This is a genomic window from Pseudomonas rosaeacicularis (assembly GCF_057128745.1).
Map to the genome: position 1 here is coordinate 1 of NZ_JBSKHT010000002.1, position 21,379 is coordinate 21,379.

At 60.0% G+C, this 21,379-nt stretch carries 18 protein-coding genes; 5 read left to right on the forward strand and 13 right to left on the reverse strand.

What is annotated here, in order from left to right; genetic code table 11:
* Positions 1-92 precede the first annotated feature (92 nt).
* Positions 93-359, reverse strand: a complete 267-nt coding sequence (locus ACWKWM_RS02515) for a hypothetical protein (RefSeq protein ID WP_483835931.1) — start codon at positions 357-359, stop codon at positions 93-95.
* Positions 360-750: 391 nt separating this feature from the next.
* Between ACWKWM_RS02515 and ACWKWM_RS02520 the strand changes: the two genes are divergently transcribed.
* Complete coding sequence (locus ACWKWM_RS02520; RefSeq protein WP_483844603.1) at positions 751-2,070, forward strand: sigma-54 dependent transcriptional regulator; 1,320 nt, start codon at positions 751-753, stop codon at positions 2,068-2,070.
* 249 nt (positions 2,071-2,319) lie between these two features.
* On the opposite strand, the gene ACWKWM_RS02525 is transcribed toward ACWKWM_RS02520, so the two are convergent.
* Positions 2,320-2,844, reverse strand: a complete 525-nt coding sequence (locus tag ACWKWM_RS02525) for an AAA family ATPase (protein ID WP_483844604.1) — start codon at positions 2,842-2,844, stop codon at positions 2,320-2,322.
* A gap of 8 nt (positions 2,845-2,852) precedes the next feature.
* Positions 2,853-3,416: a nicotinamide riboside transporter PnuC gene (gene pnuC, locus ACWKWM_RS02530; protein ID WP_483844605.1), complete on the reverse strand. Its 564-nt coding sequence runs from the start codon at positions 3,414-3,416 to the stop codon at positions 2,853-2,855.
* 345 nt (positions 3,417-3,761) lie between these two features.
* Between pnuC and ACWKWM_RS02535 the strand changes: the two genes are divergently transcribed.
* Positions 3,762-4,592: an undecaprenyl-diphosphate phosphatase gene (locus ACWKWM_RS02535; RefSeq protein WP_483844606.1), complete on the forward strand. Its 831-nt coding sequence runs from the start codon at positions 3,762-3,764 to the stop codon at positions 4,590-4,592.
* Between the two features lie 6 nt (positions 4,593-4,598).
* Entirely contained in the window at positions 4,599-5,042 is a 444-nt protein-coding gene (locus ACWKWM_RS02540; RefSeq protein WP_483844607.1) for a DUF1294 domain-containing protein, read from the forward strand.
* A gap of 5 nt (positions 5,043-5,047) precedes the next feature.
* Here the strand turns inward: ACWKWM_RS02540 and ACWKWM_RS02545 are convergent, their stop codons facing one another.
* Entirely contained in the window at positions 5,048-5,392 is a 345-nt protein-coding gene (locus tag ACWKWM_RS02545) for an MmcQ/YjbR family DNA-binding protein (protein ID WP_483844608.1), read from the reverse strand.
* Between the two features lie 138 nt (positions 5,393-5,530).
* Positions 5,531-6,433 carry a LysR substrate-binding domain-containing protein gene (locus ACWKWM_RS02550; protein WP_483844609.1) on the reverse strand — a complete coding sequence of 301 codons (903 nt, stop codon included), beginning with the start codon at positions 6,431-6,433 and terminating at the stop codon, positions 5,531-5,533.
* A 128-nt stretch (positions 6,434-6,561) separates the two neighbouring features.
* Between ACWKWM_RS02550 and ACWKWM_RS02555 the strand changes: the two genes are divergently transcribed.
* Entirely contained in the window at positions 6,562-7,167 is a 606-nt protein-coding gene (locus tag ACWKWM_RS02555) for an FMN-dependent NADH-azoreductase (protein WP_483844610.1), read from the forward strand.
* A gap of 420 nt (positions 7,168-7,587) precedes the next feature.
* Positions 7,588-8,625, forward strand: a complete 1,038-nt coding sequence (locus ACWKWM_RS02560; protein WP_483844611.1) for an alpha/beta hydrolase family protein — start codon at positions 7,588-7,590, stop codon at positions 8,623-8,625.
* Positions 8,626-9,419: 794 nt separating this feature from the next.
* Here the strand turns inward: ACWKWM_RS02560 and ACWKWM_RS02565 are convergent.
* The 8 genes from ACWKWM_RS02565 to treZ all read right to left on the reverse strand — a co-directional run bounded on the left by ACWKWM_RS02565 (position 9,420) and on the right by treZ (position 21,353).
* A complete protein-coding gene (locus ACWKWM_RS02565; protein WP_483844612.1) occupies positions 9,420-10,037 on the reverse strand; it encodes a class I SAM-dependent DNA methyltransferase in 618 nt (205 codons plus the stop codon).
* A complete protein-coding gene (locus ACWKWM_RS02570) occupies positions 10,034-10,792 on the reverse strand; it encodes a PIG-L deacetylase family protein (RefSeq protein ID WP_483844613.1) in 759 nt (252 codons plus the stop codon). Before ACWKWM_RS02570 ends, ACWKWM_RS02565 begins: the two co-directional genes overlap by 4 nt.
* A 9-nt stretch (positions 10,793-10,801) precedes the next feature.
* A complete protein-coding gene (locus ACWKWM_RS02575; RefSeq protein ID WP_483844614.1) occupies positions 10,802-11,860 on the reverse strand; it encodes an acyl-CoA dehydrogenase family protein in 1,059 nt (352 codons plus the stop codon).
* A complete protein-coding gene (gene glgX, locus ACWKWM_RS02580) occupies positions 11,857-14,052 on the reverse strand; it encodes a glycogen debranching protein GlgX (protein ID WP_483844615.1) in 2,196 nt (731 codons plus the stop codon). The genes ACWKWM_RS02575 and glgX overlap by 4 nt, the downstream gene beginning before the upstream one ends.
* A gap of 174 nt (positions 14,053-14,226) precedes the next feature.
* Positions 14,227-14,670 (reverse strand): DUF2934 domain-containing protein, encoded by a 444-nt coding sequence (locus ACWKWM_RS02585; RefSeq protein ID WP_483844616.1) that lies wholly within the window; start codon positions 14,668-14,670, stop codon positions 14,227-14,229.
* A gap of 17 nt (positions 14,671-14,687) precedes the next feature.
* Positions 14,688-17,483, reverse strand: coding sequence for a malto-oligosyltrehalose synthase (locus tag ACWKWM_RS02590; protein WP_483844617.1), 2,796 nt, complete (start codon positions 17,481-17,483; stop codon positions 14,688-14,690).
* Positions 17,480-19,549: a 4-alpha-glucanotransferase gene (gene malQ / locus ACWKWM_RS02595; RefSeq protein ID WP_483844618.1), complete on the reverse strand. Its 2,070-nt coding sequence runs from the start codon at positions 19,547-19,549 to the stop codon at positions 17,480-17,482. Before malQ ends, ACWKWM_RS02590 begins: the two co-directional genes overlap by 4 nt.
* A complete protein-coding gene (treZ, locus tag ACWKWM_RS02600) occupies positions 19,539-21,353 on the reverse strand; it encodes a malto-oligosyltrehalose trehalohydrolase (RefSeq protein ID WP_483844619.1) in 1,815 nt (604 codons plus the stop codon). The genes malQ and treZ overlap by 11 nt, the downstream gene beginning before the upstream one ends.
* Positions 21,354-21,379 lie beyond the last annotated feature (26 nt).

Below are 21,379 nucleotides of genomic sequence, written 5' to 3' on the forward strand. Positions count from 1 at the left end.
TCGCTGTTCGTTGGCTTCCATAAGAATGCCACCGTGGCGCACAGACGCCTCGGCTTGGGCGAGTCCATCCAATTACAGATGAAGCGTCTGAATCAAGCCGGCATCGTCCACGGCTCAAGGCTGTAACCTTCGCCGCTGATCTGCGCCCGGGCTTGTTCGAGCAAGGCGGCCAGTTGTTTTGGATCGGAGTAGGTGCTGCTAGGGATCTGTGCGCGACCGATGCGAGTGCTGGTGCGGTCAACGACGGTCAGGCTTAGCTCGCCATTGCCGTCCTGGGGAGCCCAGGCCACGCATTGGAAGGGATGAAAAGCGTGACCGGCGATGAGCAAAGCTTCGTTAAAGCGCAAAGGGGCGTTCATGGCGTTTCCTCAGATGCCCGTATCAATACAATCACCGGCGGCGGGCGTCCCGTTCGGTTGGATACATGTACTGATGGCGGCAGACCGGCAACAAGTCACACCCTTCCACCAAATTATTTTCCAGCCTGCGCTGCACCCCTCTGGTTTTCCGGCTCTGGCGGCAGTGGGACAAAACGCCGCGGGGGTAATGCCGGGCTATCTCCAGGCAGCTCATGCCGGCTTGGATCTTTGCGCCAGTTCCCTAAGCACGTTTCGATCTTAGCCTTATAGATAATCGGTCCAAGTAAGTGTCAATAAACTTGCTAATGTGTTTGCCAGAGTCGCCAAGACACTGTTTCTAAAATGGTTTTAGAGTGAACTCTTCTTTGAATCTTGGCGCCAAGGAATCTATATGCATGAGCTGGCATCATCCCGTCGCCTGTTAATTGTCGAACCGTGCGAAGAGAGTCTTCGCCTGATCCCTGGTCTTCGCGCAGCGGGCTGGGACGTGGACAGTTGCACGCTGCAATCTGCAGCGTCCCGTCCATGCGACGTCGGTCTGATCCGATTGATGCCCCAGCATTTCGAACATCCCGAGGTTGTCAAAGACCTCATCACCCGCAGTCATACTGAATGGATTGCGGTGTTGACGCCGGACGATCTTCGTCGCGACAAAATCGGTGACTTCGTTTGCGAATGGTTTTTCGATTTTCACACGCTGCCCTTCGACGTCGCTCGGGTTCAGGTGACGCTGGGGCGCGCTTATGGCATGGCGCGGCTGCGTGCGCAGGGGGCGAATTACGGCAGTGGACCGGAGCATCAGATGCTTGGTGAAAGCCGGCCGATTCGCGAATTGCGGCGGTTACTGACCAAGCTGGCGCCCACTGAATCCCCGGTGTTGATTCGTGGCGAAACCGGCACCGGCAAAGAGCTGGTGGCCCGCACGCTGCACTTGCAGTCTCAGCGCCGCGACAAGCCCTTCGTTTCGATCAACTGCAGCGCGATCCCCGAACACCTGCTGCAGCCCGAACTGTTTGGCTACCACCAAGACCCTTTTTCTTCCGCCCAGCCGCGCAAGATCGGCCGCATTGAGGCAGCCAATGGAGGCACGCTATTTCTCGATGAGATCGGCGAACTGCCGCTGGATGTCCAGGCCAATCTGCTGAGGTTCTTGCACGACCGGCATCTTGATATCGATGGAGAGTCGGTGCCCATCGACGTCCGCGTATTGGCCGCAACCCACATCGATCTTGAAGCGGCGATTCGCAAGAAGCGCTTTCGCGAGGACTTGTATTACCGGCTCAACGTGTTGCAAGTCGGCACTGCGCCGTTGCGCGAGCGACATGGGGATCTGGCGTTGCTGGCGAACCATTTTGCGCACTTCTACAGCCAGGAAACCGGACGTCGCCCGCGCAATTTCAGCCAGGATGCGTTGGTCGCGATGGGAAAGCATGACTGGCCCGGCAACGTTCGCGAGCTGGAAAACCGCGTACGACGCGGCCTGGTGCTGGCTGAAGGAAGGCAAATCGAAGCGTTCGATCTCGGGCTGTTGGGCGAGGATGAAATCAGCTCGAGCATGGGCACTCTCGACGATTACAAATCCCGCGCCGAGCGTCAGGCGCTGTGCGATGTGCTGACGCGGCACAGTGACAATCTGAGTGTCGCGGCGAAGGTGCTCGGGGTGTCGCGCCCGACGTTTTATCGCTTGCTGCACAAGCATCAGATTCGATAAAAGTCTGGCAGGACGAAACAGAACCCGTGGGAGCGGACCTGTCCGCGAAGACAATGGCCATGGCGATGCATCTCTGACGAGCACGCTGGCCTCTTCGCGGACAGGTCCGCTCCCACGGGTTCGCGTCACACGGAGATGTCAGAGGTCTCCAATTCCATCGTAGGAGCGCGCTTGCCCGAAAAGATCGCTGCGGTTAAGGCATCGTCGGCGGACGGCACGCCGGCCTCGCGAACAAGTTCGCCCCTACAGTCAGTTTGTCATCAGCTCAGCCACCGCTTGCAACGCCTGCTTACGTCGCTCATCCCAACTGCCACCCACTAACTGATACGTCTGATGATGTTGTTTCAGCCAGCGGTCGCTCGCCTCGAAAAAAGCCTGGCGTTCACGCAGCTCGGGCTGGCAACGCTGCCCGTCGCCGATCCACTCGACGCCTTCGGGGGCCAGCAGCAGCGTCAGGTCGTAGTGACGGGCGAGCAGGGCTGGCGCTAGCCAGGCGGGACAGTCGCCGAACAGCGTCTGACTCCACAGCATGTTGCTCAGCAGGTGAGTGTCCAGAATAAGGAGCTCAGGAGCGCGGCTGCGAGCAGCGTCTTCCCAGGCGAGTTGCCCGTGGGCGATGGCGGGGATGTCGGCGTAGCAGGTGTCGCGCTGCATATGGTCGATGAAGTGGCGCACGTACTCGCCGATCAGTTCGCCGCCAAATTGCTGCTGCACCTCCTGCGCCAGCCAGCTTTTACCGCTCGATTCGGGACCGGCCAGTACCAGAACTTTCATCGCAGGCATCAGTGCGCCAAGGCCGGATCAGCGCGCCAATCGCGCCAGCCCTGCACCGCCAGCAGCGTGAACAGCGCATACAGCGCAGCGGTGAGGTACAGCCCCTTATAGAGAAACAGGCCGACGAAAATGACATCCAGCAAGATCCACAGTGGCCAGCATTGCACGCGCTTTTGCGCCATCCAGACCTGCGCTACCAGACTGAAACCGGTGAGTGCGGCGTCGAGCCACGGTTGTGCGGCGTCGGTGAAGTGCGCCATCGCGGCGCCCAACGCCAGGCTCACCAACGCCCCAGCAGCGAGGCTGACGAGCAGGGCGCCGTTGCCCAAAACACTCACGGTTCGGCCACTGGCAACCTGACCGCGTCGGGTCCATTGCCACCAGCCATAGAGCTGCAGCACTGCGTAAACAACCTGCAGCAGCATGTCTGAATAGAGCTTTACGTCGAAGAAGATCCAGGTATAGAGCAACACCATGACCAGCCCGATGGGCCAGCACCATGGGTTCTGTTTGACTGTAAGCCAGACGGCAATCACGCCCAGCGCGGCGGCAAACAGTTCAAGCCCTGACATGGCGACTCCGTTAATGGATGGGATTTTGCAGGCAGCGCCACGGCGCCGATTTTGGCCGGCGATTGTAAGCGGTTTATGCCCTTGCGTGGAGCATCGAGATAGCACTGACATCCCTTTTTCGTGCATAGCGATCCAGTGGCCAACCGGGATCTGCCGTCAAAACTCACGCGCCATTATTCATGCTAGAGCCATCACCTGAAAGGTCTGCTAGCATCCCCGCGGTTGCGTGTTAGAGCGGGCAATCCTGAAGCTTTCATAATCTGTTCACGTTCGATCCTCTATGGTTCGCACCGCTTGCAATTAAATTACAGGGCCGTGTCATGAGCACGGTCCACTGGGGGAATGATGGATCTTTGGACCGCCGCACAGGCGCTGATACTTGGGGTTGTGGAAGGTTTGACTGAGTTTTTGCCGATATCCAGCACTGGCCACCAGATCATTGTCGCGGACCTGATCAATTTCAACGGTGAACGGGCAATCGCCTTCAACATCATCATCCAGCTGGGCGCAATCCTGGCGGTAGTGTGGGAGTTTCGGCGCAAGATTTTCGACGTGGTCGGCGGCCTGACGACCGATCCGAAAGCGCGGCGTTTCACCGCCAACCTGATCATTGGCGTGTTGCCAGCAATGGTGCTCGGTGTCCTGTTTGCTGACTTGATTCATCGATACCTGTTCAACCCGATCACCGTGGCGGCTGCGCTGGTCATCGGTGGTTTCGTGATGCTGTGGGCTGAGCGTCGTCAGCATGAGGTTCACGCTGAAACGGTAGATGAGATGACTTGGGCTGACGCGCTGAAGGTCGGCTTCGCCCAGTGTCTGGCGATGATCCCCGGCACCTCCCGTTCAGGTTCGACGATCATCGGCGGCTTGCTGTTTGGGCTGTCGCGCAAAACCGCCACCGAGTTTTCGTTCTTCCTGGCGATGCCCACCATGGTCGCGGCCTCGGTGTACTCCGGTTACAAGTACCACAGCCTGTTCGTGCCGGGAGACTTCCCGGTATTTGCGGTGGGCTTCATTACTTCCTTCATCTTCGCCATGATTGCGGTCAAGGCGCTGCTGAAATTCATCGCCAATCACAGCTATGCGGTGTTCGCGTACTACCGCATCGCGTTCGGCCTGCTGATTCTGGCGACGTGGCAATTTGGCTGGATCGATTGGTCCAGCGCGCAAGGTTAAGGGATTATGGAACAGCGAAATCCAGAGGGCGGTCAGCGTCCCGTCGGTAATGGACCTAAATCTGCGGTGCGCTTTTTGCGGACCAAGCTGCTCGTGCTGGTATTGCTGTGTACTTTGCCGGGCTATGGTGTGGTGACGCTGTGGCTGGAAGGCGGAACGTGGGTGCCAGCGGCCGTCTATGTGCTGATGAGTGTCCTGACCTTTTTGCTGTATTGGCATGACAAACATCGCGCGCGTAACGACGGCCAGCGCACACCCGAAAAAATCCTCCACGGCGCCGAATTGCTGGGTGGATGGCCGGGAGCTTTTATTGGCCAGCAGGCGTTCCGACACAAGACGCGCAAGGTGTCTTATCAGGTGGTGTTCTGGGGAATCGTCGTGCTGCATGAGTTGTTCTGGATCGACCGATTGGTGCTGGGCGGAAATTTTATCGCCCGGCACCTTTACTGATCCGCTTAGAGCTTTAGCGCGACTTGCTGCTTTTTCGGCAGTTTGTTGACCACCAACTGATGTGAGCGGGTCAGCAAGTCGCGCAACTCGGCGTCACCCAGAGCGTAGGGCGCCGCCACGCTGATCCAGTGCGCCCGTGCGAGATACGGCGCCGGTCGTACACCCGCACGGTCGACGTAGCCCAGAAACAAATCGCTGGCGACTTTGAACGAAAGGCCTTTGCCAGCCAGATCCATCACCGCGAACATCTTGTTCCCGGCAATCGAGAACACCCGCGTGCCACCCCATTTGTAATCCTCACGGGCGCCCGGCAGGCTCAGGCAAAATCGGGCGACCTCTTCAATCTGCATGTTTTCTCCTCGATTGGGCAGTTGGGCACGTTTTCTGTAGGAGCGAACTTGTTCGCGAGCAAGGTTATGCGGTGAGTCAGACGATCCGCTTCGCCAACAAGTTGGCTCCTACAGAAGGCTGTGGTGCGCGTAGGTCTTTCAAACCCCCCGCGTGTCACGAAATTCTGCCGTGACGTGATCAATCCACGCGCGAACCGCTGGCAGCGCACCGCGTCGCTGGGTGTACGCCGCCTGCAGGTTGCCGCTGGGCATCGACCATTGCGGCAATAACCGGATCAGGCGGCCGTCGGCAAGTTCGGTGTGGCAGTTCATCATGGGCAGCATGGTCAAACCCAGTCCTGCCAAGGCTGCCCCTTTGCGGATGGGGAAATCATCGATCGCCAACCGTGGTTCGATGGCGATCTCGCAGCGCTCGCCGTTGTCATGCACCAGATTGAAATGCACTTTGCGGTCCGCTTCGATGGCGCCCAGCACCGGCAGGCTGGCGAGGTCTTGTGGCGTGAGAATCTGCCGACCCGCCATCATCTCCGGCGAAGCCACGAGCGCTGCCGACGCTGGCGCCAGGTGACGCACGATCAGATTCTGGTCTTCGTCGCCCACATCCCGCACGCGCAGGGCAACATCGATGCCCTCGTTGACCAGATCCACCCGACGATTGACCAGCAACAATTCCAGTTGCACCTGGGGAAACTGTTTCAGAAACCCTGCCACCACCGACGTGAGGTTCCAGTGGGTCATACCCACCGGACACGAAACCCGTAGTCGGCCGCGGGGTTCGGCCGACAGACTGGCGACGGCCTCATCGGCCATTTCCGCTTCCAGCAACATGGCTTGGCAATGCTGCAGGTAGCGCTCGCCAACGGCCGTAAGTGCAAGTTTGCGCGTGGTGCGTTGCAACAGGCTGGCGTTCAGGCGGGTTTCCAGCTCGGCAATGCGTCTTGAGAGGCGCGACTTGGGGATGCCCAGCGCCCGGCCAGCGGCGGCGAAACCGCCAGATTCGACCACTTTGGCAAAGTAATAAAGATCGTTAAGGTCTTGCATGATTGACTCGATCGTTCTACCAGTGGGACAAACTATCGCACTTTTGCTGACTAATCATGAATTACATTGTTCGGTAGGATGAATCTCAATCGATCGCCAAGCGGCGATTCTCACTTGGGAAGCACGTTATGAAACTGTTGCACATCGATTCCAGCATCCTCGGCGATCACTCCGCTTCGCGTCAGCTGAGCCGCAGCGTCGTCGAATCCTTCGTCGCCACCCATGCCGACACGCAAGTGGTTTATCGCGATCTGGCCAACGAAGCATTGGGCCATTTCTCAGGTTCGAGTCTGGCAGCAGCAGGCACTCCGGTTGAAGGCCGCGATGCAGCGCAGAAGCTGGAAGTGGAATCCAATGAAGCCACGCTGGAAGAATTCATCGCCTCCGACGTCGTGGTCATCGGCGCTCCGGTCTACAACTTCACCATCCCAAGCCAACTGAAGGCATGGATCGACCGAATCGCTGTTGCCGGTCGCACCTTCCGTTATACCGAAGCAGGTCCGGAAGGCCTGTGCAAAGGCAAGAAAGTCATCATCGTTTCGACTGCCGGCGGCGTGCATGTGGGTCAACCGACCAGCGTTGGCCATGAAGACCTGCTCAAAGTGCTGTTCGGCTTTATCGGCGTCACCGACCTGCAATTCGTCTTCGCCCACGGCCTGGCCTACGGGGACGAGCCGCGCGCGGCTGCACTGAGCGCTGCCCAGAAGCACATCGAAGAAACGCTGTTCGCTTGAGGAGGGATATGCGCATCGACTGATGCGCGTCGCTCCAACTCTTTTTCAAAAGACAAGCGGAAAACCAAGCCCTGCCACCCTGCACCGTATGCAAGGGGCAGGGCTTTTTGCGTTTTCGCAGGCGTGTTCAGCCAGGCGACAGGCTTGACGGTTTCTTTGCAGGCATCTTCCAGAAGTCCGGCGTAAAATCGCCCCTTGATCCCTCCTGATACAAGCCAAACGGTACGTTTTAACCGGTGGTCGTTTATTTGTGCGCCGTCTGGCCCGGCTTATGCACTTATTCACACGCCAGACACTCTCAGGTTGTAAGCGCATTGCGCGGGAAGCGGTCAGGCCCCGGATCCATGGGGCGGCACAGGGAGAAAGGCTCAGGCGTCATGTCTGGCCATATACGGAACTTCGGGTTTTAGGGGCATTGCGATGATGCGTCTTTGTGCAGTGGTGGTATTTAGCCTGTTCAGCAGCCTGATTTCGGTGCAGGTCAGCGCGCAAGAAACCTGGAGCGTGGGCTTCCACGAATTGGAATTTCCCGATCCGCTGGATTCCCAGCCGATGCATGCCTACGCCTTTTATCCGTCTACTGACGCCGAGCAAGTGACCAGGGTTCAGGGTTATCAGTTGCAGGCCGGCGAAAACGCGAAAATTGCCATGGGCCGCTTTCCGCTGCTGATGCTTTCCCACGGCAACACCGGCACGCCCCTGGCTCAACACGACCTGGCCACTTCACTGGCGCGCCAAGGTTTTGTGGTGGTGGCAGTGTTTCATCCTGGCGACAACTACCTCGATCACAGTCGGCTCGGCAGTTTGAGCAATCTTTATGGCCGTCCGCTGCAAATTTCCGAAGCCATCAGCGCCGCGTTGCTTGATCCGATGCTGTCGCCGTATATCAGCGCGCGTCGGGTGGGCGTGATCGGTTATTCGGCGGGTGGCGAAACGGCGTTGATTCTGGCGGGCGCGCAGCCTGATTTGCAGCGCTTGCGTCAGTACTGCCTGGAGCGCCCGCAGGACCGCGACGCGTGCAAGACTCAAGGCGAGTTATTGGCCGACCGTGATGACTTGCATGCCCAGGCCGATCCGCGTGTGGGTGCCTTGATGCTGATGGCGCCGCTGGGCTTGATGTTTGGTCGGCACACGTTGGCGGACGTGCATGTGCCGGTGTTGCTGTACAGCGGCGACGGCGATGAGTTGCTGGCGATCGACAAGAATGCGGAAGCCTTGGCGCGCAAGCTGCCGGAGGTGTCGGATTTCAAACTGTTGGCCGGGGCAGGGCACTTTGTGTTTATGGCGCCGTGTGATGACGAGCAGCGTGCGACCCAGCCGATCTTGTGTACGGATGCGATTGGCGTGGACCGTGAGGACATCCATCGCAATCTCAGTGCTGAAGCTGTGCGGTTTTTTGGTAATGCGTTGGGGTCACCGCTGAGTACGGCGGGGATGCAGACGGCCGTTCATCAATAGTGATTAGGCGCGGGTGATGGGTCGTTTGGTGTTTTTGTAGGAGCTGCCGAGCCGCCGAAGGCTGCGATGCGGTGTGTCGGGTGTACCGCGATTGTGTGTATATCCGTTATTCGCGGTGTGGCTGATATTGGTTCCGCCCTTACGGCGGGTCACTTTGTCTTGGCAAAGTAACCAAACCGTTTCGCTCCCGTGTCCGGCCCTCCTTCGTCGGGTTCCCTCGCTCCGGCATTGCTCCGGGGACACGCCGCCATCGGCCATCCATGGCCGGGGGCGGCTAGCGCGACATCCATGTCGCGCTGTCCCCTACGCAACGCCTGCGCTCGGCCTTCCAAAGTCGCACCTTGTGGCGTCTGTGATATCGCGGCACGACACACGATGATCGCTCCCACGCGGAGCGTGAGGAACGATCAGGCTTTCTTATTCGCTTTTGATCTTCATCCACGCCAGCCCAGACACCACAAAACGCGACTTGGGTGCAGGCCGAACGCAGGCGACGCGGAGTGGGCAGCGCGGCATGGATGCCGCGTGAGCCGCCCCCGGCCATGGATGGCCGATGGCGGCGTGCCCACGGAGCGTCGCCGGAGTGAGGGAACCCGACGAAGTCGGGCCAAACCGGGAGCAAGACCTTTTGGTTACTTTTGGGGCCGTTTGCCAAAAGTGACCCGCCGTAAGGGCGGAACCAAAACAACAGCGCACACAGATAACGGATATACACACGATCACAAGGGTGCTAGACACAGCGCAATCGCAGCCTTCGGCGGCTCGTCAGCTCCTACACGGACCGCGCACACCCGTCAGCGCAATCCTTCTTTCTGCGCCACGGACTGCTTGTCCCGACTCCACACATCCAGTAGAAAATCACTCTCCTGATAACTGAACACCTGATCCATCCCCAACCGCTGCGAAAGCGCACCATGCACCTGTTCAGCGTTTAGCGGGCAGCCAACGATGGGAGTGCGCCAATGACAGGCGAGCACTTGCCCATCATCGGTCAAGGATGCCAAGGCCCGATCGATCCAGCGATGCAGATCATCCAGGCTCAAGTAATAACCCAACTCGCTGAACACAATCAGATCAAACCGACCCTCCGGCCATTGCTGTGGCAAACGAGCCTGGATCACCTCCGCCCGAGGAAAATCACCCAGCCGTTCACGGGCCAGATCAACCGCCGCCGCTGCCGTGTCGCAGCCCACAAACCGATCACAGCGGGTCGCGAGTTCCGCACTCAGTACGCCATTGGCGCAACCAGGCTCGAAGATCCGGGCATAGCGCTCACGGGGCAGGGCCGCCAGCGTCAACGCGCGTTTACGCCGCTCATACCACCGCTGTTTGAAGGCCCATGGGTCATCGTTACCGTCGAACAGTTGATCGAAGTACGCGTCGTCCACGCTGGCTGTGATCGGATCGGTCACAGGAACACCACTTCAAAAGATTGCATAAGGCGCTCCAGCACATGGGGCGGCAGCACCGGCTCAAGGCCGATCATGGGATCGCCGTGCAACTGGCTGGCGAACGCGTGGGCGGCGTGGCGTTTGCGCGCGATGGTTTCCGGGGCGAGCAGGATTTTACGCGCTCGATCCCACGGCAGCCTCGTGTCTTCGGGGTCAGCCCAGTGCCACGCCCAGATAGGCACTTCGTGCAATTGCGCGCCAACAGCGGCAGTGGCGACCGCGCACGCCCTGCCAACGGCTTCGTGATCGGAGTGGCCATCGTGGCGCCAGGTACAGAACACCACGTCGGTGGGACGCAAGTAGCGTTGCAGAAACGTCACCAGTTGCACTTCCTGGGTTGCCACAGCGCTGTCGGAAAATCCGCCGCGTATCCATTGCAGGCTGTGCAGCGGCACGTCGAGGCGTTTCACCGCCTCAGCGCTTTCCTGTGGGCGTATCACACTCAGGCGCTCGGCTGACCAGACACTGGAACCGGGATGGCTGGCACTGCCATCGGTGACAGAGATCAGATTCATGGCCCGGCCCAGATGGGCCAACTGCTGCATTAGCCCGCCAAAACCAAGGATTTCGTCGTCCGGATGGGGCGCGACGATGACGGCTCGGCAGCCCGCAGGCACCAGCAGATCGGCACCGATCACCGGCAGCGCGGCCAGCTTGGTGGAACTTTGCCAGGCCTGCAGCGAGGTGCCGTTGCCGACGATAGGGTTGTCATTCATAAACACCACTCACAAAGACCAGCTTCCCTCAGCCGCAGCATTGCCCCGTGGCTCGCTGCGCGGTTGAGTGGTTGCATCATTAGGAAACGAGGCGACGTGTCGGCCTAGCGCCGCAAGATCGCGTTCTGCGTGACTCTGGCGCAGGAACACCGGCAGGTCGGCCATCAGCCGCGCGAACTGCGCATCCTTGCAATACGGCCCAGCGCCCAGAGCGCGGCCCGTGTGTTCGATCACCTGTTGCGCGGCATGCTCGATCACGGCGCGGCAACGTCGGGCCAGTAATTCAGCGTTCGCCAAGGGCTGTTGATCGACGGTGCGCGCCGCGTTATGCAGCACCTGCGCCGCGCTGAACAACGCTGTGTCGACCGCGCCCAAGTGAGCCTGCGCGTGAGGCTCTTCACGTTGGCGACAGGCGTGGGCAAGGCGCTCGGCAATGCTGCTCGCCGCGCCGTACCAGCATGCGGCGATGCCGATGCCGCCTTGCCAGAAACCGGCCCGGGACAGGTAATCACCGGGGGCGCCGATAGCCAGCGCGTGGGCATTGTCAAACTGCACCTCGACGCTGGCAGTGGCAGCCATGCCGACCGCACTCCAGCCATCGGCTGTGACGGTGACGCCCGGTTGATCGAGCGCTACCGCGACCAAGCACTGCTGGCCGTCGGCGTCCCAGGTAGTCATTAAAGCGTGGCTGAGCACTGCAGCGCCTGAACACCAAGCCTTGCGGCCATTCAAGCGCACATCAGTGCCGCTGCCGGAAAGAGTGACGCGGGCTTGCGGCGGTTCGGCCGCCCACATGCCCCATGTGCTGCCTGATTCCAGGGATGAGCACTTGAGCTCAGCCATGATCGCCAGGGCGTCGGTGTGGCCTTCATACAATTTGCACAGGCCCAGATCATGGGCCGCAACGCTGGCCAGACTGCGCCAGCGTTCCAGCGTGCGCCCGCCGCCGGGAGGCGGCAGGCTGGCGAGCTGCTCGTGGACCAGTGCCCGAAGGCACTCGCCCAGAGCCTGCGGACCGTCGAGTCGCGGCGTGCGCTGGGCAAGAAACTCGCTCAGCGCCCGGCTCATGCCTGTTCTTCTTTCTGCAGTTCGAACAACACCAGCGAACGTGGGGTGATGGTGTATTCGTTGCCGAATTCGAAGTGATCCTTGCCGCGAATTTCAGGCTGATTGGTGTCAATCAAGGAAACCCAATTCACGCCTTCCGGGACTTGCGGCAGGGTGAAGTTGACCCCGTCGTGGTGCGAGTTGACCACCAACAGCAGCGTGGCCTCAGAACCGCGACGGCGGATACCGGTTTCCTGCGCGCGACCGTCCATGAGCATGCCCAGGCAACGGCCGTTAGGATCTTCCCACTGCTCGATCGACATTTCATCGCCGCTCGGCGACAACCAGGTCACGTCCTTGACGCCCAGCTCCTCGTTGTAATCGCCCACCAGGAAGCGACCCCGACGCAGGATCGGGTAGGTCAGACGCAGCTTGATCAGACGTTTGACGAACTTGAGCAGCGCCTTGCCGTCTTCGTCCAGATCCCAGTTGACCCAGCCAATTTCGCTGTCCTGGCAGTAGGCGTTGTTGTTGCCGTGCTGGGTGCGGGCGAATTCGTCACCGGCCACCATCATTGGCGTGCCTTGCGCGAACAGCAGGGTGGAGAAGAAGTTACGCATCTGCCGCAGACGCAGCGCGTTGATTTCCGGATCGTCCGTCGGACCTTCGACGCCACAGTTCCACGAACGGTTGTCGTTGCTGCCGTCCTGGTTGTTTTCGTCGTTGTCCTCGTTGTGCTTCTCGTTGTACGACACCAGGTCATGCAAGGTGAAACCGTCGTGGGCGGTGATGAAGTTCACCGAGGAATACGGTCTGCGTCCACGCTGGTTAAACATGTTGCCCGACGCGGTCATACGGTTGGCGAAGTCGGCTAGCTGGCCTTCGTCGCCTTTCCAGAACGCGCGGATATTGTCGCGGAACTTGTCGTTCCATTCCGCCCAACCCGGCGCGAACTTGCCCACCTGGTAGCCGCCCGGACCGCAGTCCCACGGCTCGGCAATCAGTTTGACCTGACTGAGGATCGGGTCCTGACGGCATGCCACGAGGAAGCTGTGTCGCTCGTCGAAGCCATCGTGGTAGCGGCCCAGAATGGTTGCCAGGTCGAAGCGGAAACCGTCGACATGCATCTCGGTCGCCCAGTAACGCAGGGAGTCAGTGACCATCTGCAGCACGCAGGGGTGGCTGAGATCCAGCGTGTTACCGGTACCGGAATCGTTGATGTAGAAGCGCTTGTCATCCGGCATCAGGCGGTAGTACGAAGCGTTGTCGATGCCACGCATGGACAGGGTCGGGCCGCGCTCGTTGCCTTCAGCCGTGTGGTTGTAAACCACGTCGAGAATCACCTCGAGACCGGCACGGTGCATGTGCGCGACCATTTCCTTGAACTCGGCGATCTTGCCGTGAGCCAGGAAACGCGGGTCCGGGGCAAAGAAGGCGATGGTGTTGTAGCCCCAATAGTTGGTCATGCCTTTTTGCAGCAGATGCTGGTCGTTGACGAACGCATGAACCGGCAGCAGTTCAACGGACGAAACGCCCAGGCTCTTGATGTGCTGGATCACTTCATCGACTTTCAGGCCCGAGAACGTCCCTTTCAGCTCATCCGGGACGGCAGGGTGGCGCATGGTGAAACCCCGAGTGTGGGTTTCGTAGAAAATGGTTTTGTCCCACGGCACGTTGACCCGCTGATCGCGGCCCCAGGTGTAGGCCGGGTCGATCACTTTGCACTTGGGCACGAAGGGCGCGCTGTCGCGTTCGTCGAAGCTCAGGTCGTCGTCCGGGTGGCCGATGGTATAGCCGAACAAGGCTTCGGACCATTTCAGCTCGCCCACCAATTGCTTGGCGTACGGGTCGATCAGCAGTTTGTTGTGGTTGAAGCGATGGCCGTTTTTTGGGTCATATGCGCCGTACACACGGTAGCCGTAGACCAGGCCTGGGTGTGCATCTGGCAGGTAACCGTGGAAGATTTCATCGGTGTATTCGGGGAGCTCGATGCGCTCCAGTTCGACTTCGCCGGTAGAGTCGAACAGACACAGCTCAACCTTCGTCGCATGCGCTGAGAACAGCGCGAAGTTGACACCCAGACCATCCCAGGTAGCGCCGAGGGGGAAGGGTAGGCCTTCACGGATGCGGCTTGCGACAGCTTCGGGCGCATCAGCCTTGGCGGAGTCATTCTGTGTCGCTTGTTCTGCGGGTTTCGATTCTTGCTTGCTCATGTTGATTCCTGACGTCGAATGATTTCCTGAAGGCGAACGAAGCCTTTGTCGCAGGCCGCTGGCTGCGCCATTGGTTAAAACAGGTTTGGGTATAACCGCAGAAGACGGCCGCTTTGACGGCCGTTTCTGCGGGTATGAATCACCGCGGGTGGTGCGCTCGGTAGAGTCGAGCGATCACGCTGCGGGTGGCTTGGCAGCAGGCTTTTTAGCAGCAGGCTTGGTGGCCGGTTTGGAGGGTGCGGACGGGGCCGTCCCTGTCGAACCAGCAGCAGCCTTAGGTTTGGCAGGCGGCTTGGGTGCAGCTTTAGCGGCCGGCTTTGCCGCAGGCTTGGCATCGGACTTCTCAGCTTTTTTAGGCGCTGGAGCAGCGGGCGTTGCCGGCTTGGCAGCAGGCTTGGCCGCAGCTTTCGCAGCAGGCTTTGGCGCAGGCTTACCGTCAGCTTTAGCCGCCTTCGGCTGGGCAGGCTTGCCAGCAGCGGATTTACCCGGCGCCTTGGCCTCGGCTGCGGCCAGCTTGCGGGCCATTTCCCAGTGACGCTCATCCTGACCGTGCGGCTCGCCCTCTGATTTCCAGATCTGATAGGCGAAGTCTTTGATCTTTTTCTCGTCGGCACTCATCTCGACACTCCCGGGTATTACAAGGTTTGAATAAGCAGGTTTACAGAAAATTCCTTGAGCGCATCACTGAGGAGCATCTCCGTATTGGTTGTGACTATGGTCTGTGAAAAAAGTCCCTTCCAATTTGGATCTGAATCAGCGAACGGCAAAAGAATTCGTGTATCGCCCCAATTTGCAGCGTTGATGAATGGAGTTTGCGCAGTGCCCAATAGTTCATTGAACACGCGAGGAACCACAACTATAGCCCGCGTATCCTCCTTTATCCGCGCAAAGGCCATGACGCGTTCGGCATGCTGCCCGAGCACTTGCAGCGGTTGATAAAGACCTTCACTGAACAGGTCCGGATACTGATTGCGCACCGCGAGTGCTTGCGCGATCAGGGCCTGTTTGATGTGGCCGTCATGCCAGTGGGTCAGCAGCTCGGCAGGGGGCATGGATTGATCCAGCGCGCGCTCGCGAGCGGGGTAATCCACCGGACGACGGTTGTCCGGATCCACCAGGCTGAAGTCCCAGAATTCAGTGCCCTGATACAGATCAGGCACACCGGGCACGGTCAATCGCAGCAAAGTTTGCGCCAGACTGTTCAACGCGCCCGCCGTCGCAATGCGGTTGGCCGTTGCACCGATGGACTGACGCAGCGCAAGACCTTCTGGGGCGAGCAACAAGGCGGTCAGAAATTCTCGGCAGGCGGTTTCGTAGGGTTCGTTTGCAGCGCTCCAGCTGCTCTGCAATTTGGCTTCGCGCAGGGCTTTTTCCTGCCATTGGATAAGACGTTTGAGGTAGTCCTCGAATTCGCTTTCACCACTCAGATCCAGCGGCCAGCTGCCCAGCAATGCCTGATACAGCATCAGTTCATCGCCAGGACTGATCGTGACGTCATCGCCCTTGAGTGGGGCTGACAATTGCAGCCAGCGCTCGACCTGCTCGGCGTACCACGGCGCGCATTCGCTAAGCACTGCCAGGCGTGTGCGGGTGTCCTCGCCACGTTTGTGGTCGTGAGTCGCGGTGGTCAGCAGATTTTCCGGGAAGGCCTCGTGGCGCTTCTCGCAGGCCTCATCAAAATCGCTCACCGGCGCACTGAAATGTTGCGGATGGAACCCCACATCGTTGCGCGAAAGCAGCACGGCAGAGCGATAGAACGAGGTGTCTTCCACCGATTTCGCTGCTACCGGTGAGGTCAACTGCTGGAAGCGCGTGCAGGCTTTGCGACGAAGATCTCGCAGCGGGCCCAACGGGAAGGAACGCAAGCGCTCGCCGCCCAGCCACAGCTGCAAGTAGTCGAGCACCGGCCAGTCGCCTTCGCTGAGCATCGTGCGTGCGCCTTCCATGGCTTGTTGGAAGAAACGGTCGTCCTCTTCGGAGCGGCCGACTGCGCTGATGTAGGTGCGGTAGATCGGGAAGTTGACCACCAACGCCAGCAAAGCACGACGGATCGCGCCGAAGGTCAGGTCGCGGCTCATGACATCGCTGCGCGCCACTTGCAGCAGCGCTTGGGCGACGTTCTCAAAATCTCCGGCCAATGTGCCGTGCAGCACCAGGTCACGGGCTTCGAGGACTTCCTGATTGAAGTCGGCTGTGCGACCGCTGATGCGGCTCCATAACTCGCCGAGCACCGCTTCGCCTTTCGGATCGTGCTGCAACAACGACACCTGATTCATGAATTCGTAGCCGGTCGTGCCGTCCACGCTCCAGTCTTCATGGAGCTGCTCGTCCGGGCCAAGAATCTTCTCAACGAAGATCGGAATATGCGCAAGCTCAGTGCCCGCAGGACGCTTGGGCAGCAGACTTTTGACCCGGCGATGCAGACGGCGGCAATAGCCACGCGGATCGGCCAGACCGTCGATGTGATCGATGCGCAGGCCGTCCACCAGACCTTCACTGATCAGCTCGAATATCTTGCCGTGGGTCGCCTCGAATACCGCAGGCCGCTCGACCCGCAGGCCGCCCAGCTCGTTGATGTCGAAGAAGCGCCGCCAGTTGATGTCGTCACCTGAGGTGCGCCAGCTGGCGAGTCGATAGTCCTGCTGTTCAAGCAGCTGGTGGAAAGCTTTGAAGCCTTCAGGAGTGCGGCCATCGAAGCGCTCGAAACCTTTTTCTATGGCCTTGATCAGCGCCGGCTGTTGCTTGAGCAACGCGACCAGTTCGCCTTTGGCCTGTCGTGCACGCTCGTAGGCCTGCGGGTACTGATCAAGGGCCGTGAAGCGCTGGGCCAGTTCATGAAGTTCGGGCTTGTCGGCGGCGTCGAGCAGCGGGCCGTAGGTGCCCGGATTGATCGGGAAGTGATGCTGATAGTGCTCAACCCGAAAACTGCCATTTTCGGCGTCCAGGCATAGCTTGAGATCGCCGGCCTGCAACACCGTGCCGTAGTCGGAGCTGAGAAACGGCAGCAGTAATTGGCCTTTGAGCAGCGGGTCCGGGGAATTCCACTGGATGTCGAAAAACTTGGCGTACGGGCTGCGCTGACCCCACTCCATCAAGTCCAGCCACCATGGATTGTCTGAACCGCCGACCGCCATGTGGTTGGACACGATGTCGAGAATCAGCCCCATGCCGTGTTCGCGCAGTGCAGCAACCAGACGGCGCAGGGCAGGTTCGCCGCCCAGTTCCGGGTTGATCTCGCGCGGATCAACGACGTCGTAACCATGCATGGAGCCTGCGCGCGCCTTGAGCAGCGGCGAGGCGTACACATGGCTGATGCCCAGTTTGGCGAAATAGGGCACCAGTTTGACGGCGTCGTCCAGGGTGAAGTCTTTATGAAATTGCAGGCGCTGGGTGGCGCGCAGGGATTTCAAGGCGGGCAGGGTCGTGCTCATTGGTCACGCTCCGCGGCTTGCAGACGCGCGGCGGCCAATAGCTCCAGTCTTCTGGCGGCATCGGGATTGTCGAGCAAAGTTGCGCTGTCACCGGAGAAACGACGGCGCCAGTTTGGATGGCTGTCGATGGTGCCCGGCAAGTTGGATTGTTCTTCGATGCCCAAGGCATCCTCCATAGGTAAAAGGACCAAAGGCGCACGGGTGTGGCCTAGGTAACGAATGCTGGCGTCGATGATGTCGCTGTCGGTTGGGGCTTTGAGGCCGTAGTTCTGGGTGAGCACGTTCACCAGGCCTTTTCGTTCGAGCTCACGACCCTTGCGCCAGTTTGTTTCAGTGTCGGCGTCGATGTGACCCAGCCGGCTGTTCCACTCGATGTCGAGTTCAGTCAGCCAGCCTTTGAGCGTGGGCAGGTCGTGCGTGCTGGTGGTCGCGAGGGCGTCGTCCGACCATTTGATAATCGGCTTGAACACGCCGTTATCCTGTTCGAACAGCAGCACGCGCATACCCAGGATCGCCCGGGTGGAGAGTTTTTCGTGAAGCCCTTCAGGCACCGTGCCGAGGTCTTCACCGAGCACCACGGCCTTGTGACGCCATGACTCCAGGCACAGCAGGCGCAACATGTCGTCCAACGGGTAATTCAAATACGCGCCTTCGCTGGGCGGCGAATCCAGCGGGACGACCCACAGCCGTTGCAGTGCCATCACGTGGTCGATACGCAGACCGCCAGCGTGAGCGAAGTTGGCGCGCAGCATCTCGATGAACGCGCGAAAACCATTGCGCTTTAGCCCGGTCGGGGAAAACGCCGAGATGCCCCAGCTCTGTCCCGATTGGTTAAGGATGTCAGGGGGGGCGCCGACGGTCAGTTCCGAGAGCAATTCATCCTGACGACTCCAGGCCTGACTGCCAGCGCCGTCGGCGCCCACTGCCAGGTCGCCGATCAGACCGATGCACATGCCGCTACTGCGCGCTGCGGTCTGCGCGCGCGCAAGGCCTCGGGCGATCAGCCACTGCGCGAAGGCGTGAAAGCCCACGAGATCTTTGTGGGTCTCGGCAAACGTGTCGATGACTTTGCTGCGCGGGTTTTTGTACTCATCTGGCCACTCATGCCAGTTGCCGCTGATGCCCAGTTGCTCGCTCTGGTCGCGCAGGGCTTCGAAGCGGCAATGGTTGATCAGCGCTTCGCCACCGGCGTGGCGGAAGCTGTTGAAGTCTTCATGCAATGGATGGCCACTGGCGACGAACGACGTGTACAGCGCGCGCAACAGCTTCCATTTCGCTGCGGCGGCAGCTGGCCAATCGACCAGAGGCAACGCTTCGAGGCGTTTGAGTTCCTCGGCCAAGCCCAACTCTTCAATAGCAGTGCGTACGGCCCGTTCACCGAGGATCGTCCCCGGTGCTGCGTACAGCGCGTTCAAAAACAGTCGGCTGGAGGGCGAATAAGGGCTGAAATTTTCGCTGCCGGTGGCAAACATCGCGTGCACCGGGCTGATGGCAATCGCGGCAGCGCCACGTTCGCCTGCCGATCGAGCTAATGCTTCGAGGGCCTGGGTGTCACCAAAACCGCCATCGCCTTCGCGGCGCAGAGCATACAGTTGGGCCGTCAGGCCCCAGGCGCGAGGCGTGCTGACATCAGTGGCCATGGCCATGGTGTAACTGGTTTTCGGTGCAACAGCGATGGTCAGATGCTGGCCGGCAATCGACAACTGCTGGTAGCCCACAGTCGCCAGTCCCGGCAGTTCGGCGTTGGCGGTGAGCTTGGCGTTCAGCGTCGAGCCGTCCTCCAGTTCCAGGGTAAACGCAGTGTCCGGGGCGAACCAAGGCGACAAATCGAGATTGCTGCCATGATCGACCGTCAGCAGTGGCGGGGCGTTTTTGGTTTGGCTTTCGCCTTCCAGGCGTTTAAGGCTGGCGACAATTTGTTCATCATTCTCGGCGGGATAACCCAGGCCTTTCAGGACCTTGCGCAAGACCTCCGGGCTGACCCGCTGGGGCCGGGCATTGGCGTCTTTCCAGTCAACCGCGAGGCCCGCTTCAGCCGCCAGCATTTCAAGTTGCTCATTGCTCATCCTGTTCCTCCAAAACATCGCGTGCTGTCAGGCTGACAATGGCCGTGTAGGGATTGAGGCTGCCTCGCTGGGAAAGTTCTGCGGATTTGGGGTGCGACTCAAAAAGGACTCGGCTGGCGGTGTACTCCGGCGTCACAACCGCATGCTCGCTCAGATTGAGGTCAATGCGCAGCGTGCTGCCATCGCCCATTTTCCAGCTGGCGGTGACGGCCTTGTCGCCCAGCACCTCAGCGCCCAGGGCCATGGCACCGGGAATCAGCGGGACGATGTCGCGATGACGGATCTGCAGCAGTTCGCGGTACAGCGCCATCCAGCTTTGGTGATCCAGGCCTTTGTCGGTCTCCAGATACACCGCATCGAACGCCGGGCGCGACGCGTCAAAGGTCGACAAGGCGTTCGGGTCGGGAATCATCTCGCGCTTTTCTTCATCGGCAAATGCAGCGAAGTCAGCAAACTCCCCTCGGCGACCTTCACGCACGGCATCGGCCAGTTCGTCATGGAAGTCGGTGAAAAATAGGAACGGCTCGCTCGCGCCCCATTCATCGCCCATGAACAGCATGGGGATCATCGGCGACAGCAGCAGCAAGGCGGTCGCGGCGCGTAACGCAGGGGCCGGGCTGATTTGCACCAACCGTTCACCCAGGGCGCGGTTGCCGATCTGGTCGTGGTTCTGCAAGAACAGCACAAACGCGCTCGGCGGCAAGTGACCGCTGGGCTCGCCGCGGTTATGACCATGACGCGTGGCTTCGCCCTGGTACACAAAGCCTTCGCTCAGCAGACGCGCGAGCTTGTGCGTCGGCTGCTCGGCGAAGTCGGTGTAGTACGCATCGGTTTCGCCCGTCAGCAACACGTGCAGAGTGTTGTGGCCGTCATCGTTCCACTGCGCGTCGAAGCCTTTTTCAAGGCGGTGCGCTTCGTTGTATTCGTTTTCCAGCATCAGCCACACATGACGCGGGTCTTCGACCTGCTCACGAATGCGTGCGGAGAATTCTTCGAGAAAGGTCGGGTCTTCAATGGCATGCACGGCGTCCAGGCGCAGACCGTCAAAACGGTATTCCTGCAACCACATCAACGCGTTGTTGATAAAGAAGTCCCGCACCTCGCGGCGGCGGAAATCAATGGCATCGCCCCACGGGGTTTTCTTGTCGCTGCGGAAGAACTCCTTGGCGTAGGCGTTCAGGTAGTTGCCGTCAGGACCGAAGTGGTTGTAGACCACGTCGAGAATGACCGCCAGACCCAAGCCATGAGCAGTGTCGATCAGGTGCTTGAGCTGTTCCGGGGTGCCGTATGAAGACTGCGGCGCATAGGGCAGTACGCCGTCGTAGCCCCAGTTTCGGTCCCCCGGAAATTGCGCCAGCGGCATCAACTCGATGGCAGTGATGCCGGTTTCGGCCAGACGCGGCAACAGCTTTTCGACGGCGGAATAGCCGCCCAGAGAGCCGACATGGAGTTCGTAGATAACTGCTTCGTGCCATGGCCGACCCGTCCAGGCAGTGTGCTGCCATTGGTAAGCATCGGGATCGATGACAATGCTGTGCCCATGCACCTCGCCAGCCTGAGCCCGGGAGGCGGGGTCGGGCACTTCGAGGTTTTCATCAATTTTGTAGCGGTACCGCGTGCCCGCTGGACAGCGGGCTTCGAGGACAAACCAACCGTCAGTCTGGGGCAGCATGGCCAATGACTGGCCGTCTTCTGTCTCAATACTGACGTAGTAGGCATCCGGCGCCCAAAGGGCAAACCGGGTATGTTCGGAATCCAGCAAAATGGCGCCGTGGCGCCAGTTCTCGTCCGTGCGCAAAGGCATCCGTTACCCCTTGTAGTCAATTCATG